This is a genomic window from Micromonospora sp. WMMA2032 (genome assembly GCF_002688545.1).
Taxonomy (GTDB): Bacteria; Actinomycetota; Actinomycetes; order Mycobacteriales; family Micromonosporaceae; genus Micromonospora; species Micromonospora sediminicola.
On record NZ_CP024052.1, the window covers coordinates 819,641 to 834,384 of the forward strand.

The 14,744-nt window shown below is 75.5% G+C and carries 19 protein-coding genes and 1 tRNA gene; 16 read left to right on the forward strand and 4 right to left on the reverse strand.

The features are described 5' to 3' along the window. The first annotated feature begins 19 nt into the window (after positions 1 to 19). The 7 genes from CO540_RS30095 to CO540_RS03815 all read left to right on the forward strand — a co-directional run bounded on the left by CO540_RS30095 (position 20) and on the right by CO540_RS03815 (position 5,756). Positions 20 to 115 (forward strand) — tRNA-Sec (locus CO540_RS30095). 20 nt (positions 116 to 135) lie between these two features. Continuing rightward, positions 136 to 1,428 carry an L-seryl-tRNA(Sec) selenium transferase gene (selA, locus tag CO540_RS03790; RefSeq protein ID WP_099160924.1) on the forward strand — a complete coding sequence of 431 codons (1,293 nt, stop codon included), beginning with the start codon at positions 136 to 138 and terminating at the stop codon, positions 1,426 to 1,428. Between the two features lie 4 nt (positions 1,429 to 1,432). Then, positions 1,433 to 3,196 (forward strand): selenocysteine-specific translation elongation factor, encoded by a 1,764-nt coding sequence (gene selB / locus CO540_RS03795; protein ID WP_099160925.1) that lies wholly within the window; start codon positions 1,433 to 1,435, stop codon positions 3,194 to 3,196. A gap of 30 nt (positions 3,197 to 3,226) precedes the next feature. Beyond that, positions 3,227 to 3,985, forward strand: a complete 759-nt coding sequence (locus CO540_RS03800; protein WP_099160926.1) for a hypothetical protein — start codon at positions 3,227 to 3,229, stop codon at positions 3,983 to 3,985. 45 nt (positions 3,986 to 4,030) lie between these two features. Then, positions 4,031 to 4,228, forward strand: coding sequence for a hypothetical protein (locus tag CO540_RS03805; protein WP_099160927.1), 198 nt, complete (start codon positions 4,031 to 4,033; stop codon positions 4,226 to 4,228). Next, complete coding sequence (locus CO540_RS03810; RefSeq protein ID WP_099160928.1) at positions 4,228 to 5,505, forward strand: hemolysin family protein; 1,278 nt, start codon at positions 4,228 to 4,230, stop codon at positions 5,503 to 5,505. The genes CO540_RS03805 and CO540_RS03810 overlap by 1 nt, the downstream gene beginning before the upstream one ends. 65 nt (positions 5,506 to 5,570) lie before the next feature. Further along, positions 5,571 to 5,756 (forward strand): hypothetical protein, encoded by a 186-nt coding sequence (locus CO540_RS03815; RefSeq protein ID WP_091574391.1) that lies wholly within the window; start codon positions 5,571 to 5,573, stop codon positions 5,754 to 5,756. A 9-nt stretch (positions 5,757 to 5,765) separates the two neighbouring features. On the opposite strand, the gene CO540_RS03820 is transcribed toward CO540_RS03815, so the two are convergent. Next, entirely contained in the window at positions 5,766 to 6,422 is a 657-nt protein-coding gene (locus CO540_RS03820) for a hypothetical protein (protein WP_091574392.1), read from the reverse strand. Positions 6,423 to 6,548: 126 nt separating this feature from the next. On the opposite strand from CO540_RS03820, the gene CO540_RS03825 reads away from it, so the two are divergent. Continuing rightward, on the forward strand, positions 6,549 to 6,755 hold the full coding sequence (locus tag CO540_RS03825) for a hypothetical protein (RefSeq protein ID WP_091574393.1): 207 nt from the start codon (positions 6,549 to 6,551) through the stop codon (positions 6,753 to 6,755). On the opposite strand, the gene CO540_RS03830 is transcribed toward CO540_RS03825, so the two are convergent. The 3 genes from CO540_RS03830 to CO540_RS03840 form a co-directional block, all read right to left on the reverse strand. Continuing rightward, positions 6,752 to 7,225 carry a hypothetical protein gene (locus CO540_RS03830; RefSeq protein WP_091574394.1) on the reverse strand — a complete coding sequence of 158 codons (474 nt, stop codon included), beginning with the start codon at positions 7,223 to 7,225 and terminating at the stop codon, positions 6,752 to 6,754. The genes CO540_RS03825 and CO540_RS03830 overlap by 4 nt on opposite strands. Next, positions 7,222 to 7,431 (reverse strand): phosphatidylethanolamine-binding protein, encoded by a 210-nt coding sequence (locus CO540_RS03835; RefSeq protein ID WP_091574395.1) that lies wholly within the window; start codon positions 7,429 to 7,431, stop codon positions 7,222 to 7,224. Before CO540_RS03835 ends, CO540_RS03830 begins: the two co-directional genes overlap by 4 nt. 78 nt (positions 7,432 to 7,509) lie before the next feature. Further along, positions 7,510 to 8,391, reverse strand: a complete 882-nt coding sequence (locus CO540_RS03840; RefSeq protein ID WP_099160929.1) for a universal stress protein — start codon at positions 8,389 to 8,391, stop codon at positions 7,510 to 7,512. A gap of 127 nt (positions 8,392 to 8,518) precedes the next feature. Between CO540_RS03840 and CO540_RS03845 the strand changes: the two genes are divergently transcribed. From CO540_RS03845 to gcvH, 8 genes are all read left to right on the forward strand, one after another. Next, entirely contained in the window at positions 8,519 to 9,265 is a 747-nt protein-coding gene (locus tag CO540_RS03845) for an SAM-dependent methyltransferase (RefSeq protein ID WP_099160930.1), read from the forward strand. Positions 9,266 to 9,345: 80 nt separating this feature from the next. Then, on the forward strand, positions 9,346 to 10,533 hold the full coding sequence (locus tag CO540_RS03850) for a PP2C family protein-serine/threonine phosphatase (protein ID WP_099164576.1): 1,188 nt from the start codon (positions 9,346 to 9,348) through the stop codon (positions 10,531 to 10,533). 48 nt (positions 10,534 to 10,581) lie between these two features. Next, the gene (locus CO540_RS03855) at positions 10,582 to 11,055 is read left to right on the forward strand and encodes a MarR family transcriptional regulator (RefSeq protein WP_099160931.1); all 474 of its coding nucleotides are present in this window, start codon (positions 10,582 to 10,584) and stop codon (positions 11,053 to 11,055) included. 315 nt (positions 11,056 to 11,370) lie between these two features. Next, positions 11,371 to 12,006, forward strand: coding sequence for a CDP-alcohol phosphatidyltransferase family protein (locus CO540_RS03860; RefSeq protein WP_099160932.1), 636 nt, complete (start codon positions 11,371 to 11,373; stop codon positions 12,004 to 12,006). Further along, positions 12,003 to 12,950: a DUF881 domain-containing protein gene (locus CO540_RS03865; RefSeq protein ID WP_091574401.1), complete on the forward strand. Its 948-nt coding sequence runs from the start codon at positions 12,003 to 12,005 to the stop codon at positions 12,948 to 12,950. Before CO540_RS03860 ends, CO540_RS03865 begins: the two co-directional genes overlap by 4 nt. After that, a complete protein-coding gene (locus CO540_RS03870) occupies positions 12,947 to 13,279 on the forward strand; it encodes a small basic family protein (RefSeq protein WP_007071104.1) in 333 nt (110 codons plus the stop codon). Before CO540_RS03865 ends, CO540_RS03870 begins: the two co-directional genes overlap by 4 nt. A 10-nt stretch (positions 13,280 to 13,289) precedes the next feature. Beyond that, positions 13,290 to 14,267 (forward strand): DUF881 domain-containing protein, encoded by a 978-nt coding sequence (locus CO540_RS03875; protein WP_099164577.1) that lies wholly within the window; start codon positions 13,290 to 13,292, stop codon positions 14,265 to 14,267. Between the two features lie 54 nt (positions 14,268 to 14,321). Further along, positions 14,322 to 14,702, forward strand: coding sequence for a glycine cleavage system protein GcvH (gene gcvH, locus CO540_RS03880; RefSeq protein WP_091574402.1), 381 nt, complete (start codon positions 14,322 to 14,324; stop codon positions 14,700 to 14,702). Positions 14,703 to 14,744: the final 42 nt, after the last annotated feature.

Below are 14,744 nucleotides of genomic sequence, written 5' to 3' on the forward strand. Positions count from 1 at the left end.
CTGTGGTTGACTGCTGCGTGGAGGCGTTCAGGCGGCTGGTGCCCCTCCCGGTCTTCAAAACCGGTGTGGTCCGGGACCCGGGCCAGGCGGGTTCGATTCCCGTCCGTCTCCGCCACACCGTCCGGGGGAGCGCCGATGCGTGAGGTCGACCCGCGGCGGCGGGTGCCGCGCACCGACGCGCTGCTCGCCGACCCGGCGCTGGCGGCCGCCGCCGGCACGCTCGGCCGGGACCGGGTCAAGGCCGCGATCGTGGCGGCCCAGCACCGCGCCCGCCAGGGCGAGATCACCCCCGAGGCGGTACGCGACGCGGCGCTGGCCGCCCTGCCGGCCCGCACGCCGCGCGCGGTGCTCAACGCCACCGGCGTCGTGCTGCACACCAACCTGGGCCGCGCCCCCCTCGCGCCGGCCGCCGTGCGGGCGCTGGTCGCCGCCGCCGGGCACACCGACGTGGAACTCGACCTCGGCACCGGCCGGCGGGCCCGGCGCGGCCGGGAGGCGCTGGCCGCGCTCGCCGCCGCGGTGCCCGACGCGCCCGCCGTGCACGTGGTCAACAACGGCGCCGCCGCGCTGGTGCTGGCCGCCACCGCGCTCGCCGCCGGCCGGGAGATCGTGGTCAGCCGCGGCGAGCTGGTCGAGATCGGCGACGGCTTCCGCCTGCCCGACCTGCTGGCCAGCACCGGTGCCCGGCTGCGCGAGGTGGGCACCACCAACCGCACCACCCGCGCCGACTACGCCGCCGCGATCGGCCCGGACACCGGCTTCGTGCTCAAGGTGCACCCGTCGAACTTCGTGGTCACCGGCTTCACCTCGGCGGTGCCGGTGGCCGACCTGGCCACGCTCGGCGTGCCGGTGGTCGCGGACATCGGCTCGGGGCTGCTCGCCCCGGACCCGCTGCTGCCCGACGAGCCGGACGCCGCCACCACGCTGCGCGCCGGCGCCCACCTGGTCACCGCCAGCGGCGACAAGCTGCTCGGCGGGCCGCAGGCCGGCCTGCTGCTCGGCGCGACCGACCTGGTGGAGCGGCTGCGCCGGCATCCCCTCGCGCGGGCGCTGCGGGTGGACAAGCTCACCCTCGCCGCGCTCGCCGCCACGCTGCACGCGCCGACCACTCCGACCCGGGAGGCGCTGCACGCCGATGCCGGCCGGCTGCGCGCCCGGGTGGAGCGGTTGCGCGACCGGCTCGGCGAGGACGGCTGCAAGGCCGAGGTGACGCCGGTCGCCGCGGTCGTCGGCGGGGGCGGCGCGCCCGGCGTCGACCTCGACTCGTGGGCGCTGAGCCTGCCCGAGCGGTACGCGGCGCCGCTGCGCGCCGGCGACCCGGCGGTCCTCGGCCGGGTGCTGCACGGGCGGCTGCTGCTCGACCTGCGCGCCGTGCCGGAGGCCGACGACGACCGCGTCCGCGCGGCGATCCTGTCCGTGGAGGGCTGAGCGGGTGTGGGTCGTGGCCACCGCCGGGCACGTCGACCACGGCAAGTCCACCCTGGTCCGGGCGTTGACCGGGATGGAACCGGACCGGTGGGCGGAGGAACGCCGCCGGGGCATGACCATCGACCTCGGCTTCGCCTGGACCACGCTGCCCTCCGGCGGCACCCTGGCGTTCGTCGACGTGCCCGGGCACGAGCGGTTCGTGCCGAACATGCTGGCCGGTGTCGGCCCGGTCCCGGCCGCGATGATCGTCGTAGGCGCCGACGAGGGCTGGATGCCGCAGTCGGCCGAACACCTGGCCGCGCTGGACGCGCTCGGGGTCGCGTACGGGCTGTTGGTGGTGACCCGCGCCGACCTGGCCGACCCGGGTCCGGCCCTGGCCCGCGCCGGCGCGGAGGTCGCCGCGACCTCGCTGGGCGAGGTGGAGGCGGTGGCGGCGTCCGCGGTGACCGGCGCCGGCCTGCCCGAGCTGCGGGCCGCGCTCGACCGCCTGGTCGCCCGGCTGCCCGAGCCGGCCCGCGACGCCCCGGTCCGGCTCTGGGTGGACCGGTCGTTCACGGTGCGCGGCAGCGGCACGGTGGTCACCGGCACCCTCGGCGGCGGGCGGCTGCGGGTCGGCGACGAACTCGAACTGGCCGGCACCGGCGAGCCGGTGCGGGTACGCGGCCTGCACTCGCTGGGCGCCGCCCGGCCGCACGTCGACGCGGTGGCCCGGGTGGCGGTCAACCTGCGCGGCCTGCCCCGCGAGCGGGTGGGTCGCGGCGACGCCCTGCTCAGCCCCGGCCGGTTCGGCCGCACCGACCTGCTCGACGTGCGCCTGGCCGGGGATCCGGCCGCCGACCTGCCGGCGACGCTCACCCTGCACGTCGGCTCGGCGGCGGTGCCCGCCCGGGTCCGGCCGCTCGGTCCGGACACCGTACGGCTGCGCCTGTCCCGGCCGCTGCCCCTGCTGATCGGCGACCGCGCCCTGCTGCGCGACCCGGGCCGGCACCACGTGGCCGGCGGGGTGACCGTGCTGGACGTGGACCCGCCGCCGCTGCGCCGCCGGGGCGCGGCGGTCGCCCGGGCGGCCGTGCTGGCCGGGCTGGACGGGCGACCCGACCCGGCCGGGGAACTGCGCCGGCGGCGGCTGGTCCGGGCCGGGCAGCTGACCCGGATGGGCGTGCCGCCGAACGCGGTCCCGGTGGCCGGGGACTGGCTGGCCGACCCCGACCACTGGCGCGACCTCGGCCGGCGGCTCGCCGAGGAGGTCACCCGGCACGCCGAGGAACACCCGCTGGCGGCGGGCGTACCGGTCGACGTGCTGCGCCACCGCCTCGGCCTGCCCGACCGGACGCTGGTGACGGCGCTGCTGCGCCCACCGCTCCGGCTCCGCGACGGCCTGGTCACCGCCGCGCCCGCCGACACGCTGCCGGAACCGGTCGCCCGGGCCGTGGCCCGGGTCCGCGCCGAGTACGGCGACCGCCCGTTCCAGGCGCCCGAGGCGCACCGGTTGGCCGACCTCGGCCTGGGTCCCCGGGAGATCGGCGCGGCCGTGCGGGCGGGCGCGTTGCTCCGGCTCGCCGAGAACGTCGTGCTGCTGCCCGGCGCCCCGGACGACGCGGTGCGGGTCCTCGCCGGCCTGCCGCAGCCGTTCACGCTCAGTGCCGCCCGGCAGGCGCTGGACACCACCCGTCGGGTGGCGGTGCCGCTGCTGGAGCTGCTGGACCGGCGCGGGGCGACCCGCCGACTGCCCGACGACGCGCGTCAGGTGGTCCGCCCGCCGGGTTGACCGGTGGCGTCCGGGTGACAGGGTGACGGCATGATCGACGCCCCTCGTCCCCGCCCGGCCGACGGTGCCCGGCTGCGCCACCGCGTGCTGCCGCTGGCCGTGCTGGGCTGCTGGCTGGTCTGGGCGGCGCTGGCCTGGTGGACCGCGCCGCGCTCGGTCGACGCGGTCGACCTGGAGCGCGACCTGGCGGCGGGCCGGGTGGTGACGCTCGCCCGGGCCGACGGCTGGGACGACAGCGGTCCCTGGGGCCGCCCACCCGAGCCCCGGTTCGCGCAGAGCGGGTCGACGGTCGTCTGGGCCCGACCCGACGGGCAGTTCCGGTACGCGTACGTGCCCGCGCCGGTCCCGCGGGGCGGACCCGTCGAGGACGCCGCCGACCCCGGCCCGGTGACCGAACCCGGCCCGGGCCAGGAGGCCGACCCGCTCGCCGACCCCCGGGCGCGCGCCGCCGTCGCCCGGAGTGAAGACAGCCTGGCCGACACGCTCGCGGACGCGGCGGGGCTGCTGGCGTTGACCATCGGCGTCGGCTGGCTGCTCATGCTGGTCGCCGGCCCACCGCCGGTGGCCGGTACGCGCTGGTACTGGTTCTGGATCGGGCTGCTGCCGTACGCGCTCGGCGTGCTGGCCTGGGCCTGGCGCGAGCGGTGGCGGGCGGAGGCGCCACTCACCGGCACGCGTGGCTCCGGCTGGCGCGGGTTCGGTGGGCTGATCGTCGGCGGGATCGTGGTGTCGCTGGCGGTGGCGGTGCTCGGCCTCCTGCTCGGCGGGTACGTCGTGCCGGGCGGCTGAGCCAACCCGCACCGACGGCCCGCCCCGGTCACCTACCGTGACGCCATGGACCCTTCCGCGGTCTGGCGGGACAAGAACCACCGGTGGCGGATCGAGGCGTACCGGGCGCCGGACCTGCGGTTCGCCGTCTTCGCCACGAACGGCACCACCGAGTCGGCGCCGCTGTGGCTGTTCGGGATGGCCGCGCTGGCCCGCTGGCTGATGACCCATGCCATCTCCCTCGACGACCTGGAGACGGACTGATGGCCGGGCAGGTCGCGCTGGTGCTGGTCCTGGTGCTGGTCAACGCCGCCCTGTCCGGCAGCGAGATGGCGCTGGTGACGTTGCGCGAGGGACAGCTGCGCCGGCTGGGCCGCGCGGGGCGCTCCGGGGCCCGGTTGAGCCGGCTGGTCCGGGAGCCGAACCGCTACCTGGCCACCATCCAGCTCGGCATCACACTGGCCGGGTTCCTCGCCTCGGCCGCCGCGGCGGTGTCGCTGGCCGAGCCGCTCGTCGGTCCGCTGGGCTTCCTGGGCCGGGCCGCCCGCCCGGTCGCGGTGCTGCTCGTGACCGTGCTGTTGACGTTCCTCACGCTGGTGGTGGGGGAGTTGGCGCCGAAGCGGCTGGCGATGCAGTCGGCGGAGCGGTGGGCGCTGCTCAGCGCCGGCCCGCTGGACCTGCTGGCCCGGTTGTCCCGGCCGGCGGTGTGGCTGCTCGGCCGCGCCACCGACCTGCTGGTCCGGGTCGCCGGCGGGGATCCGCGGGCGAGCCGGCAGGAGGTGACCGAGGAGGAGCTGCGGGAGCTGCTGGTCAGCCAGCGCGGACTCTCCGCGCAGCAGCGGGAGATCCTCGCCGGCGCGTTCGACATCGCCGGTCGCACGTTGCGGGAGGTGCTGGTCGCCCGCCGGGACGTGATGACGCTGCCGGCCGACCTGCCGGCCGGTGCGGCGATGCGCCGGCTGGCCGCCGCCGGCCGGTCCCGGGCGCCGGTCACCGGCCCGGGCGGGCTCGACGACGTGCGGGGCGTGGTGCACATCCGCGACCTGGTGGACGCCGGGGCGACCGCCGTCGACGGGTGCGTCCGCCCGCCGGTGCTGCTACCCGGCACGCTGCCGGTCGCCGACGCGATGCGGCAGCTGCGCCAGCGCCACGAGCAGATGGCCCTGGTGATCGACGAGTACGGCGGCGTCGACGGTCTGGTCACCATGGAGGACCTGCTCGAGGAGGTGGTCGGCGAGCTGTACGACGAGACCGACCGGGACGTCCGTCGGGCCGTGCGGGAGCCCGACGGCGCGTTGGTGCTGCCCGGCGACTTCCCGCTGCACGACCTGCCCGACGCCGGGGTGCGGCTGACCTTCCCGCTGACCCGCGAGTACACCACCGTGGCCGGGTTGGTGCTGGCCGGCCTGGGCCGGTTGCCCGACGGGCCGGGGGAGCGGGTCCGCCTGCCCGGTCTCACCGTCGAGGTGGTCGAGGTGGCCGGCCGGGCGATCCACCGGGTCCGGCTACGCGGTTCCGCCGTCGGCTGCCCGCCCGACTGACCCGGACGGGGGACACCCGCCCGAACCGTGCCCGCGCGGCGGCCGCCGGCCGTACCGTCCGGGACGTGAAGGACCGAGGACTGCGGACGTTCGTCACCGTGCTCGCCGGGCTGGCGGTGATCTACTTCGGGGCCACCGGCCACCGGGAGAGCGGCGGGGAGGGCAGCGGCGTCTCCGGCGGCGTGGTGCTGCTCGCCCTGCTCGCCTCGTTGCTGGCCTGGAACCTCACCAAGCCCGGCCCGGCCAAGTAGCCCGCCGGCTCAGCGGGCCGCCGCGGCGGTGCGGCTCACCTCGCCCGCCGACTCCTCGCCGAGCGCCACCCGCACCAGCGCCGACGCCAGCCGGCCGAAGTCGGCCTCACCCACCAGCCCGACCAGGCTGCCCGGGTTCGCCGGCAGGCCCAGTCGCCGCGCGCCGGCCAGCGTGCGCCGGTCGGCGTACGGGCGCACGTCGGGCCAGACCGCCTGCGCCTCGCGCAGGAAGATGTCCGCCCCGGTCGGGCCGATGCCGGGGAACTCGACGAGCAGGCGGCGCAGCGCGGCCCGGTCCGCCCCGGCCTCCCGGTGCAGCCGGCGCAGGTCGCCGTGCCACCGGTCCAGGCAGAGCCGGGCGCCGGTGCCGAGCATGGTGGCGGTCCGCTCGTCGTAGCGCCGGTAGTGGCCCCGGCCCAGCGCGTCGACCCGGTCCTGCCAGGTCGCCGCCTCCATGGCCTGCGGGGTGCGCCAGCCGGCGGTGAACAGCTCCCGGGCCGCCGCCACCGCCACGCTCGCCCGGATCCGGGTGCTCAACAGCGTGGTGAGCACCAGCAGCTGGTAGAGCGGACCGGGCCGGTCGGCGAGCGTGATCCCGGCCTCCTCCGCGTACGTGCGGGACTGCCGGTCCAGCAGGGCCCGCGCCACGTTCCGATCGTCCGCCATTCGTTCCGGTTACCCGCCCGGGCGCGGCCCAGACCCGGGGGCGGCGCCGGAATGCGCCGGTCGGCGGCGGGTACCCGGGTCAGGTGCGCGGTCCACGCCGTGCGCCCCACCGGGAAGGAGAGACCCGTGGTCAAGCCGCAGCAGGAGGAACTGCGCCGGAACGACCTCGGCGCCACCAGCCAGGACAGCCGCAAGGGTGTTGTGGGAGCGGCCGGACACCCGCGTCACAAGGGCACGTCCAACGCGGACGTGGGCCGGCCGGTGCCCAAGGGGCAGGTCTCGCCGTACGGCCCGGCCGGTGAGCCGGTGGCCGAGGACGAGAGCGACCGCTAACCGCGCCGCGACGACGGCCGCAGCCTCCGCCAGGTGGCTGCGGCCGTCAGTCCGTACGCCAGGTGGGGCACCAGGTCGGAGGCCCAGTCGATCCGCCGCCAGGTGCGCGGGTCGGTCACCCCGAGCAACGTCATCGAGCCGTCGGAGGTGGCCATCACGCCGCCGCCGAGCAGCACCACGGCCAGGGGCAGGGGCACCCGACGCCGGGCCGCGAACGCGCCGAACACCGCGCCGGCGGCGATGCCGGTGACATAGCCGAGGACCGGCCCCAGGCCGGCCCGACGGTTCGCCGCCTCCTCGGCCGGCCCGAGGTCGACGTGCGCCACGTCGGCCAGCTTCCCGGCGGTGGTCTCCGGGGTGGTGCTGGCCGGGCGGGCCCGCGTCGCCATGTCCAGGTAACTGACCAGGTTGAGCACGGCACTGCCGACGGCGCCCGCGATGGCGCCGTCGACCAGGGGTGCCGCCCTCACTTCGGGTCGCCCGGCTCGCGTTCGCCCTTGGGCCCGTAGGTGCGTTCGCCCCGCACGACACCGCGTTGACCCCGGTCGTCCTGCAGGATCCGGTTGGCCACCTGGTTCGCCTCCTTGTCGGCGGCGCGTCCGGACTGTTCGACGAGGTCGCGCAGCCGTGCCCGCTGCTTGTCGTACGCGTTGCTGCCCGGCCGTGGTCCTGGCATGGTCGCCTCCTGCGGTCGCTGTGGCTGTCGGCACCGTCTACCCGCCCGGGGCCGGGCCAACCGTTGCGCCCGCGGCGCTCAGTCGGGCGCGCGGACCACCGCGACCGGGCAGGCGGAGCGGTGCAGCATGGCCTGGCTGACCGACCCCAGCAGCAGCCCGCTCAGCTCGCCGCGGCCCTGCCGGCCCAGCACGAGCAGTTGGGCGTCGCGGGAGGCGGTGGTGAGCGCCGCGACCGGGCGGGCGTGGACCGCCTCCCGGGTCACCGGCACGTCCGGCCAGCGCTCCTCGACGCCGGCGAGCGACTCGGCCAGCACCCGGTCCTCCTCGCCGTGCAGCTGACCCTCGTCGTACACCAGCGGTTGCATGTCCCCGGGGCCCTGCGACCTCGGATGGGTGTACGCGTGCACCGCGTGCAGCCGCGCGCCCCGCGACGAGGCGGTCTCCGCGGCGAACTCGACGGCCGGTCGGGACAGCTCCGAGCCGTCCACCCCGACCACCACCGGACCGCCGTCGTGTGCCGTCCCGCGTGCGATCAGCACCGGGCAGTCGGCGTACGAGGCGACCTGCACGGCGACCGAGCCGACCACCAGCGCGGCGAAACCGCCGAGTCCGCGGTCGCCGAGCACCACCATGGCCGCGGTGGGGGACTCGCCGAGCAGCACGGCGGCGGCCTCCCCGTCGATGATCTCGCCGGTGATCCGCAGCCCCGGGCACTCCGCCTCGGCCTCCCGCACCGCCTCGGCGACCAGCTGTTCGGCCTGGTTGCGCAGGCCGGCGCCGGGTGGGCTCTGCGCGGGCGCCGACACCGGTACGCGCAGCAGCGGCCAGATGAATCCGTGCACCACCCGCAGCGGACGGTTGCGGCGGGCCGCCTCGCGGGCCGCCAGGCGCACCGCCCGGGAGGCCGGTTCCGAGCCGTCCACCCCGACCACCACGGCCGCGCCGTTCGCGGAGTTCACAGCGGTACCTCCTCGTCGCCGGCCGTCCCGGCCAGTATCGCGGCCGGCGGGACCCGCCGGAGCGATACCGCCGGAGCCGACCGGTCGGTACGCTGGCCACCAGCGCCCAGGGGAGGGAGCCTCGTCGATGGCCCAGCCGGAGCGACCGAGCACCGCCCGCATGATCGACCACTGGCTCGGCGGCCGGCACCACCGTCCGGTGGACGTGGCCGCCGCCGCGGCCTTCGAGGCGGCGTACGGGCCCTGTGCGGCGATCTTCCGGTCGTTGCGGGACTTCCTCGGCCGCGCCGTGCGGGCTGTCGCCGCCGACGGGGTGGACGGCTTCCTGGTCTTCGGCGCCGGCGTGCCGACCTGCGGCAACGTGCACGAGGTCGCGCCGGACGCCACGGTCCTCTACACCGACGTGGACCCGGAGACGGTCCGGCTCGGTCAGCGCCTGCTGGCCGGCAGCGACCGCGCCGGTTACGGGTACGGTGACGCCGCCGACATCGGCACGGTCGACCCGGCCCAGCTGCACCGGTTCGTACCGGGGTGGGGGAGGCGGCCGGTGGGGGTGGTCTTCCTCGGGCTGGTCGCGTTCCTGGACGACGACACGCTGGCCCGTACGCTCGACGAGCTGTACGCGGCGGCCGCGCCGGGCAGTTGGCTGGCGATCGACTTCGACAGCGAGGAGCTGGCCGGGCACCCGGAGGCGCTGGCGATGATGGGGCCGGAGTTCCGGATGCGGGCGCCGGAGGAGTTCGCGCCGCTGCTGGGCCGGTGGCGACCGAGCGCCGACGGCATCGTGCCGGTGGCCCGGTGGCGGCCGGTGGGGGAGCCGGAGCCGGTGCCCGACGCGTTCTACGGCGCGCTGGCCTCGCGGTCGGCCGACTGAGCCAGGTGGGGGCGGGGCGTTGTCGGTGGCCCTCCGTATGATGTTTGCCTTGTAGCAATAGTCGTCATCGGAGGATGAGCATGCCGGAGGCGTCCGGATCGGTGTCGCGTGCCCTGCGCACGGCGCCGCCCGACCAGGTGGCGGAGACCGCGGACGCGGTGCTCCGCCAGACGCTCGGCGCCACGCGGACGGAGGTGTTCGTCGCCGACTACCGCGCCAGCGGCCTCTGGCCGGTGCGGGAACCGGACCGGCCCGACGGCGTCCGACTCCGCTCCGACGGCGTGGCACAGCGGTGTTTCAGCAGCCAGCAGCCCGTGCTCGACATCGTCGACGACGGCCGCTGCCGGGCCTACCTGCCGCTGTCGGTGTGGGGGGAACGACTCGGTGTGCTGATGGTGGAGCTGCCCGCCGCGCCGGACGCGGCGACCGTCGAGGAGGCCCGCGACGCCGCCGGCGAGGTGGCGATGGCCATGCGCGCGGCCGACCGGGAGACCGACCGCTACCGCCGGGCCCGCCGCCGGGAACGGTTGAGCATGGCCGCGGAGATGCAGTGGGACCTGCTGCCCGGGCGCAGCGTCCGGCACGGCGACGTGCTGCTCGCCGGGCAGCTCGAGCCGGCCTACACCGTCGGCGGGGACCACTTCGACTGGTCGGTCGACGGCGACCGGCTCACCGTCACGGTGCTCAACGGCACCGGCAGCGGACTGGCCGCGTCGATGCTGACCGCGATGACCGTGAACGCCATGCGCAACGCGCGCCGGTCCGGGGGCAGCCTGGTCGAGCAGGCGGAGCTGGCCTCGGACACCATCTTCTACCAGCACCGGGGCAACCGGCACGTGGCCACGCTGCTGCTCGAGCTGGACGACCGCCGGGGTGTGGTGCGGGCGGTGGACGCCGGCTCCCCGCACGTGCTGCGGCTGCGCGGCGGCCGGGTCACCCGCGTCACCCTGGACCAGCAGCTGCCGCTGGGCATGTTCGCCGAGACCCGCTACGACGTGCAGGAGTTCCCGCTGGAGTCGGGGGACCGGCTGTTCGTGGTCAGCGACGGCGTGTACGCGGCCGAGCCGGGTGATCAGGAGCCGTACGGTGTGCGGGCGATGGCGCGGTCGATGCGGTCCACTCGGTTGCAGCCGGCGACCGAGGCAGTTGGTACGGTGATGCGCGAACTGCACGCGTACCATGCCGACGCGGATCTTCGCGACGACGCGGTCGTCGTCTGCCTGGACTGGCACGGTTCCGACCGGTCGGGCGACAGCGCCGGGCAGTGAGCGGAGCGGCGGAGCGAACACGAGCGGGACGATCCCAGGGGACAACGGGTGGAGCGACCTCCGAATCTTGCCGCAGCCGTCGAGGCGGCTGCCGAGGCGCTCATCGGTGTGCTCGACTCCGCCACCTCGCGCCACAACGTCAGCGTCTCGCCCACCCAGCTGCGGGTGCTGTCGCTGATCGTGTCGCACCCCGGCACCAACGTGAACCGGCTGGCCGAGCTGCTGGACGTGGTGCCCTCGTCGGCGAGCCGGCTCTGCGACCGCCTCGAGGCGGTCGGGCTGCTGCGCCGGGTGGCCGACCCGCGGGACCGGCGCGAGGTGCGGCTGGTTCCCACCGCGGCGGCCGAGACCCTGCTGCGCGAGCTGCAGGAGCGGCGGCACCGGGCCGTCCAGGCGGTGCTCGACCGGATGCCCAACCGGGTGCAGCACGAGCTGCTGCTGGCGCTCCTGGCGTTCGGGCAGGCGGCCACGACGACGACGGTGCCCCAGACGGGGCCCGACGCCACCGCCCGCACGGCCTGATCTCCTCCCGCGTCCCGCAGGTGCCACCTCCCGCGCCGGTTGCCAGCTAGTGTCCTAGGATGCCTTAGCGGTTGTGACGCTGCCCACCGTGACAACGCTGAGCAGCGACGCAGCGCGGCGGCCGAAGCGGACCGGGCGGCCCGATATAGTGGCAGCGCAACTGGCCGGCCCATGATCGAAGCGATGGTGGGCCGCATCGGGGAGGTCCCAGCCCGGGATCGCAGAGGGCGCCGGCGTCAGACCGGCCGGCAACGCGCACGTCCCTCCGGCGGCCGCACGTTCGGCTGCCGGACCGTGCTGCGGAGGGAGGGTTCGGTGTCGCGTCGGCCGGCTCCAGCGGAGCACCCGGAGGATGCGGCGACGGTCGCGGGGGACCGCGTCCTCACGTTGCCCAACCTGATCAGCTTCGTCCGGCTCCTGGGTGTGCCGCTGTTCCTGTACCTGTTCCTGGTGGTCCGGGCCGACGTGGTCGCCATCGTGGTGCTGGCCGTGGGCGGCACCAGCGACTGGGTCGACGGCTGGATCGCGCGCCGACTGCGCCAGGTGAGCCGGTTGGGCGAGCTGCTGGACCCGTTGGCCGACCGGCTCTACATCCTGGCCACGCTGCTCGCGTTCACCGCCCGCGAGGTGGTGCCCTGGCAGTTCACCGCGGCGCTGCTGGCCCGCGAGCTGCTGCTGCTCGGCTCCCTGGGGGTGCTGCGCCGCTACGGCTACGGCCCGCCGCCGGTGCACTACGTCGGCAAGACCGCCACGTTCCTGCTGCTGGCGGCGTTCCCGCTCCTGCTGTTGGCGGACGCGGCGCCGAGTGTGGCCACGGCGGCCGGCGCGATCGGCTGGGGGCTGGCGTGGTGGGGCCTGGTCCTCTACTGGGTGGCCGGCGCGATGTACGTGGTGCAGGCTCGCCGGCTGGTCCGGGGGATGCGGGCGCGGCGTACGGGAGCGGCGGCGTGACGGCGCCGTCGCCGCGTGACGGCGAGCGCGACCCGTCCGCCCGGGTGTACGCGCCGGACTTCCTGACCGAGCTGTTCCGCAATCCGCTCGATCCGGGTTACGGGGACGCGGCGGCGCGGCGGGCGGTGGGTCCGGTGTCGCGGGTGCGTGCGGTGCTGGGTCGTCCGGTGAGCCTGGTGGTCCTGTTGGTGATCGGGTTCCTGTTCGCGGTGGCGTACCGGGAGACGATGGCCGAGGAGCCGAGCCGGGCGACGGCGCGGGCCGGGCTGATCGCCGAGATCAAGCAGCGGGAGGCGGAGACCGACCGGTTGACCGAGCGGGCGGAGCGGTTGCGCGAGGAGGTCGGTCGGCAGCGGGACGCGGCGTTGAGCGGGTCGCAGGCGTCCCGGTTGCGCAACCTGGAGGCCGGTACGGGCGTGGGGCGGGTGCGCGGGGACGGTGTGGTCGTGCGGTTGACGGACGCGCCGCGGGACAAGGACGCGGTGACGGGCGAGGAGGCGGGTCCGTCGCAGGTGTTGTACTCGGATCTGCAGAAGGTGGCGAACGCGTTGTGGGCGGCGGGCGCGGAGGCGGTGGCGGTCAACGGGCAGCGGTTGACGGCGACGACGACGATCCGGCAGGCGGGCGAGGCGATCCTGGTGGACTACCGGCCGGTGACGAGTCCGTACGAGGTGCAGGCGATCGGGCCGGGGTCGATGCGGGACCGCTTCGACGACAGCCGGGCGGCGGAGTTGATGCGGTACCTGGCGCGGACGGCGGGGTTGTCGTTCGCGGTGAAGGAGGTCGACGACCTCACCCTGCCGGCGGCTCCTGAGCCACAGCTACGCTACGCCGAGCCTCCGGCGAGTCCGAGCCCTCGTCCGTCGGGTTCCGGTGTCGCCGGTTCGTCCAGTCCCGGGCCGTCCGGCTCGGGTTCTCCCAGCCCTTCCGGAGGTGGCCGATGATCGCGGTGCTGGCGTTGCTCGCCGGTGTGGTGCTCGGGGTGTATCTGGACCCCACGGTGCCGGCGGCGTTGCAGCCGTATCTGCCGATTGCGGTGGTGGCCGCGTTGGACGCGGTGTTCGGTGGGGTGCGGGCGAAGCTGGACCGGATCTTCGACGACAAGCAGTTCGTGGTGTCGTTCATCTCGAACGTGCTGGTGGCTGGTCTGATCGTGTACCTGGGTGACCAGTTGGGCGTGGGTGGTCAGTTGTCCACGGGTGTGGTGGTCGTGTTGGGCGTGCGCATCTTCGGAAACGTCGCGGCGATCCGCCGGCACCTGTTCCGGGCGTAGGTTGGTGGCGATGAGCGAGGAGCACAGGGAGACGGGTACGGGGTGGCCGCAGCCGGCGGGGCCGGGGCGGCCGTCGGGTCCGGCGGGTGAGCCGGATCCGCGTCCGGACGCGCCGGATCCGGACGAGTTGAGCCCGTTGGCGCCGGAGGCTGAGCCGGCGGCGCCGGTGGAGCGGGAGGACGTGCCGGCGCCGGCTGAGGAGCCGGGCGCGGTCGTGTCGCCCCGGCCCGAGCCGGAGCCTGAGCCGGAGGTGGAGCCGGGGGAGCCGGGCCCGGAGCGGGTTTCGGTGTCGCGGCGGTTGACGTCGGCGGGCGCGATGATCGCGGTGTTGCTGGCGTTGTTGGGTTTCACGTTGGTGGTGCAGCTGAAGACGACGTCGACGGATCCGACGCTCGCGGCGACGCGGGAGGAGGACCTGGTCCGGATCTCGTCGGATCTGGATTCGCGGGAGCGGCGTCTGCGGCAGGACATCGAGGCGTTGGAGGACAGCCAGCGGCAGTTGCGTTCGGGTGAGCAGGGTCGGCAGGCGGCGTTGGAGGAGGCGACGCGGCGGGCGGACGAGCTGGGCATCCTGGCGGGGACGCTGCCGGCGGTGGGGCCGGGCCTGGAGGTGGAGTTCCGCGGGCCGGAGAAGGCGACGTCGTCGACGCGGATCCTGGACGCGGTGCAGGAGTTGCGGGGTGCGGGCGCGGAGGCGATGCAGATCCAGGGTGCGGACGGCACCGCGGTGCGGATCATCGCGTCGACGTATTTCGTGGACGGCTCGGGTGGTGGCCTGGTGGTGGACGGGCGGCGGTTGAGTGCTCCGTACACGATCCTGGTGATCGGTGATCCGGCGACGATGCGTACGGCCTTGAACATTCCGGGCGGGGTGGTCTCATCGGTGCGGGACGCCGGCGGTAACGTGACGTCCGAGGATCGTGAGGTTGTGGAGGTTTCGCAGCTGCACGCGCCGATCAAGCTGGACCACGCCCGGCCGGTTTCCTGACCGGCCGCGGCCGCGCCGGTTTCTCCGGTGCACCGATGACGAAGGACGCAGTTGGTGATTCCTGAGGATCTGCGGTACACCGCCGAGCACGAGTGGGTGGTCGGTGGTGACGGTGGTGTCGTCCGCGTCGGTATCACGCACTTCGCGCAGGACGCCCTGGGTGACATCGTGTTCGTGCAGCTGCCGGACGCCGGGGCGGTGGTGGCGGCGGGTGAGTCGCTGGGCGAGATCGAGTCGACGAAGAGCGTGTCGGAGATCTACGCGCCGTTGAGCGGTACGGTGGCGGCGCGCAACGAGGCGTTGGCCGACACCCCTGAGGTGATCAACACGGATCCGTACGGTGCGGGGTGGTTGGTGGAGATCACTCCGGATGATCCGGCGGCGGTCGAGGGTCTGTTGACCGCTGACGCGTACCGCGAGCTCACCGAGAGCTGAGTTCGTGTCGTTCCGGGCGGTGGGCTTGGTTCCGCGCGTCCG

What these genes read in the sequence shown, in the direction of transcription:
- selA (WP_099160924.1), top strand. Translation starts at nt 136, where the DNA reads ATGCGTGAGGTCGACCCGCGGCGGCGGGTGCCGCGCACCGACGCGCTG.
- CO540_RS03800 (WP_099160926.1), top strand. Translation starts at nt 3,227, where the DNA reads ATGATCGACGCCCCTCGTCCCCGCCCGGCCGACGGTGCCCGGCTGCGC.
- CO540_RS03805 (WP_099160927.1), top strand. Translation starts at nt 4,031, where the DNA reads ATGGACCCTTCCGCGGTCTGGCGGGACAAGAACCACCGGTGGCGGATC.
- CO540_RS03810 (WP_099160928.1), top strand. Translation starts at nt 4,228, where the DNA reads ATGGCCGGGCAGGTCGCGCTGGTGCTGGTCCTGGTGCTGGTCAACGCC.
- CO540_RS03820 (WP_091574392.1), bottom strand. Translation starts at nt 6,422, where the DNA reads ATGGCGGACGATCGGAACGTGGCGCGGGCCCTGCTGGACCGGCAGTCC.
- CO540_RS03835 (WP_091574395.1), bottom strand. Translation starts at nt 7,431, where the DNA reads ATGCCAGGACCACGGCCGGGCAGCAACGCGTACGACAAGCAGCGGGCA.
- CO540_RS03845 (WP_099160930.1), top strand. Translation starts at nt 8,519, where the DNA reads ATGGCCCAGCCGGAGCGACCGAGCACCGCCCGCATGATCGACCACTGG.
- CO540_RS03850 (WP_099164576.1), top strand. Translation starts at nt 9,346, where the DNA reads ATGCCGGAGGCGTCCGGATCGGTGTCGCGTGCCCTGCGCACGGCGCCG.
- CO540_RS03870 (WP_007071104.1), top strand. Translation starts at nt 12,947, where the DNA reads ATGATCGCGGTGCTGGCGTTGCTCGCCGGTGTGGTGCTCGGGGTGTAT.
- CO540_RS03875 (WP_099164577.1), top strand. Translation starts at nt 13,290, where the DNA reads ATGAGCGAGGAGCACAGGGAGACGGGTACGGGGTGGCCGCAGCCGGCG.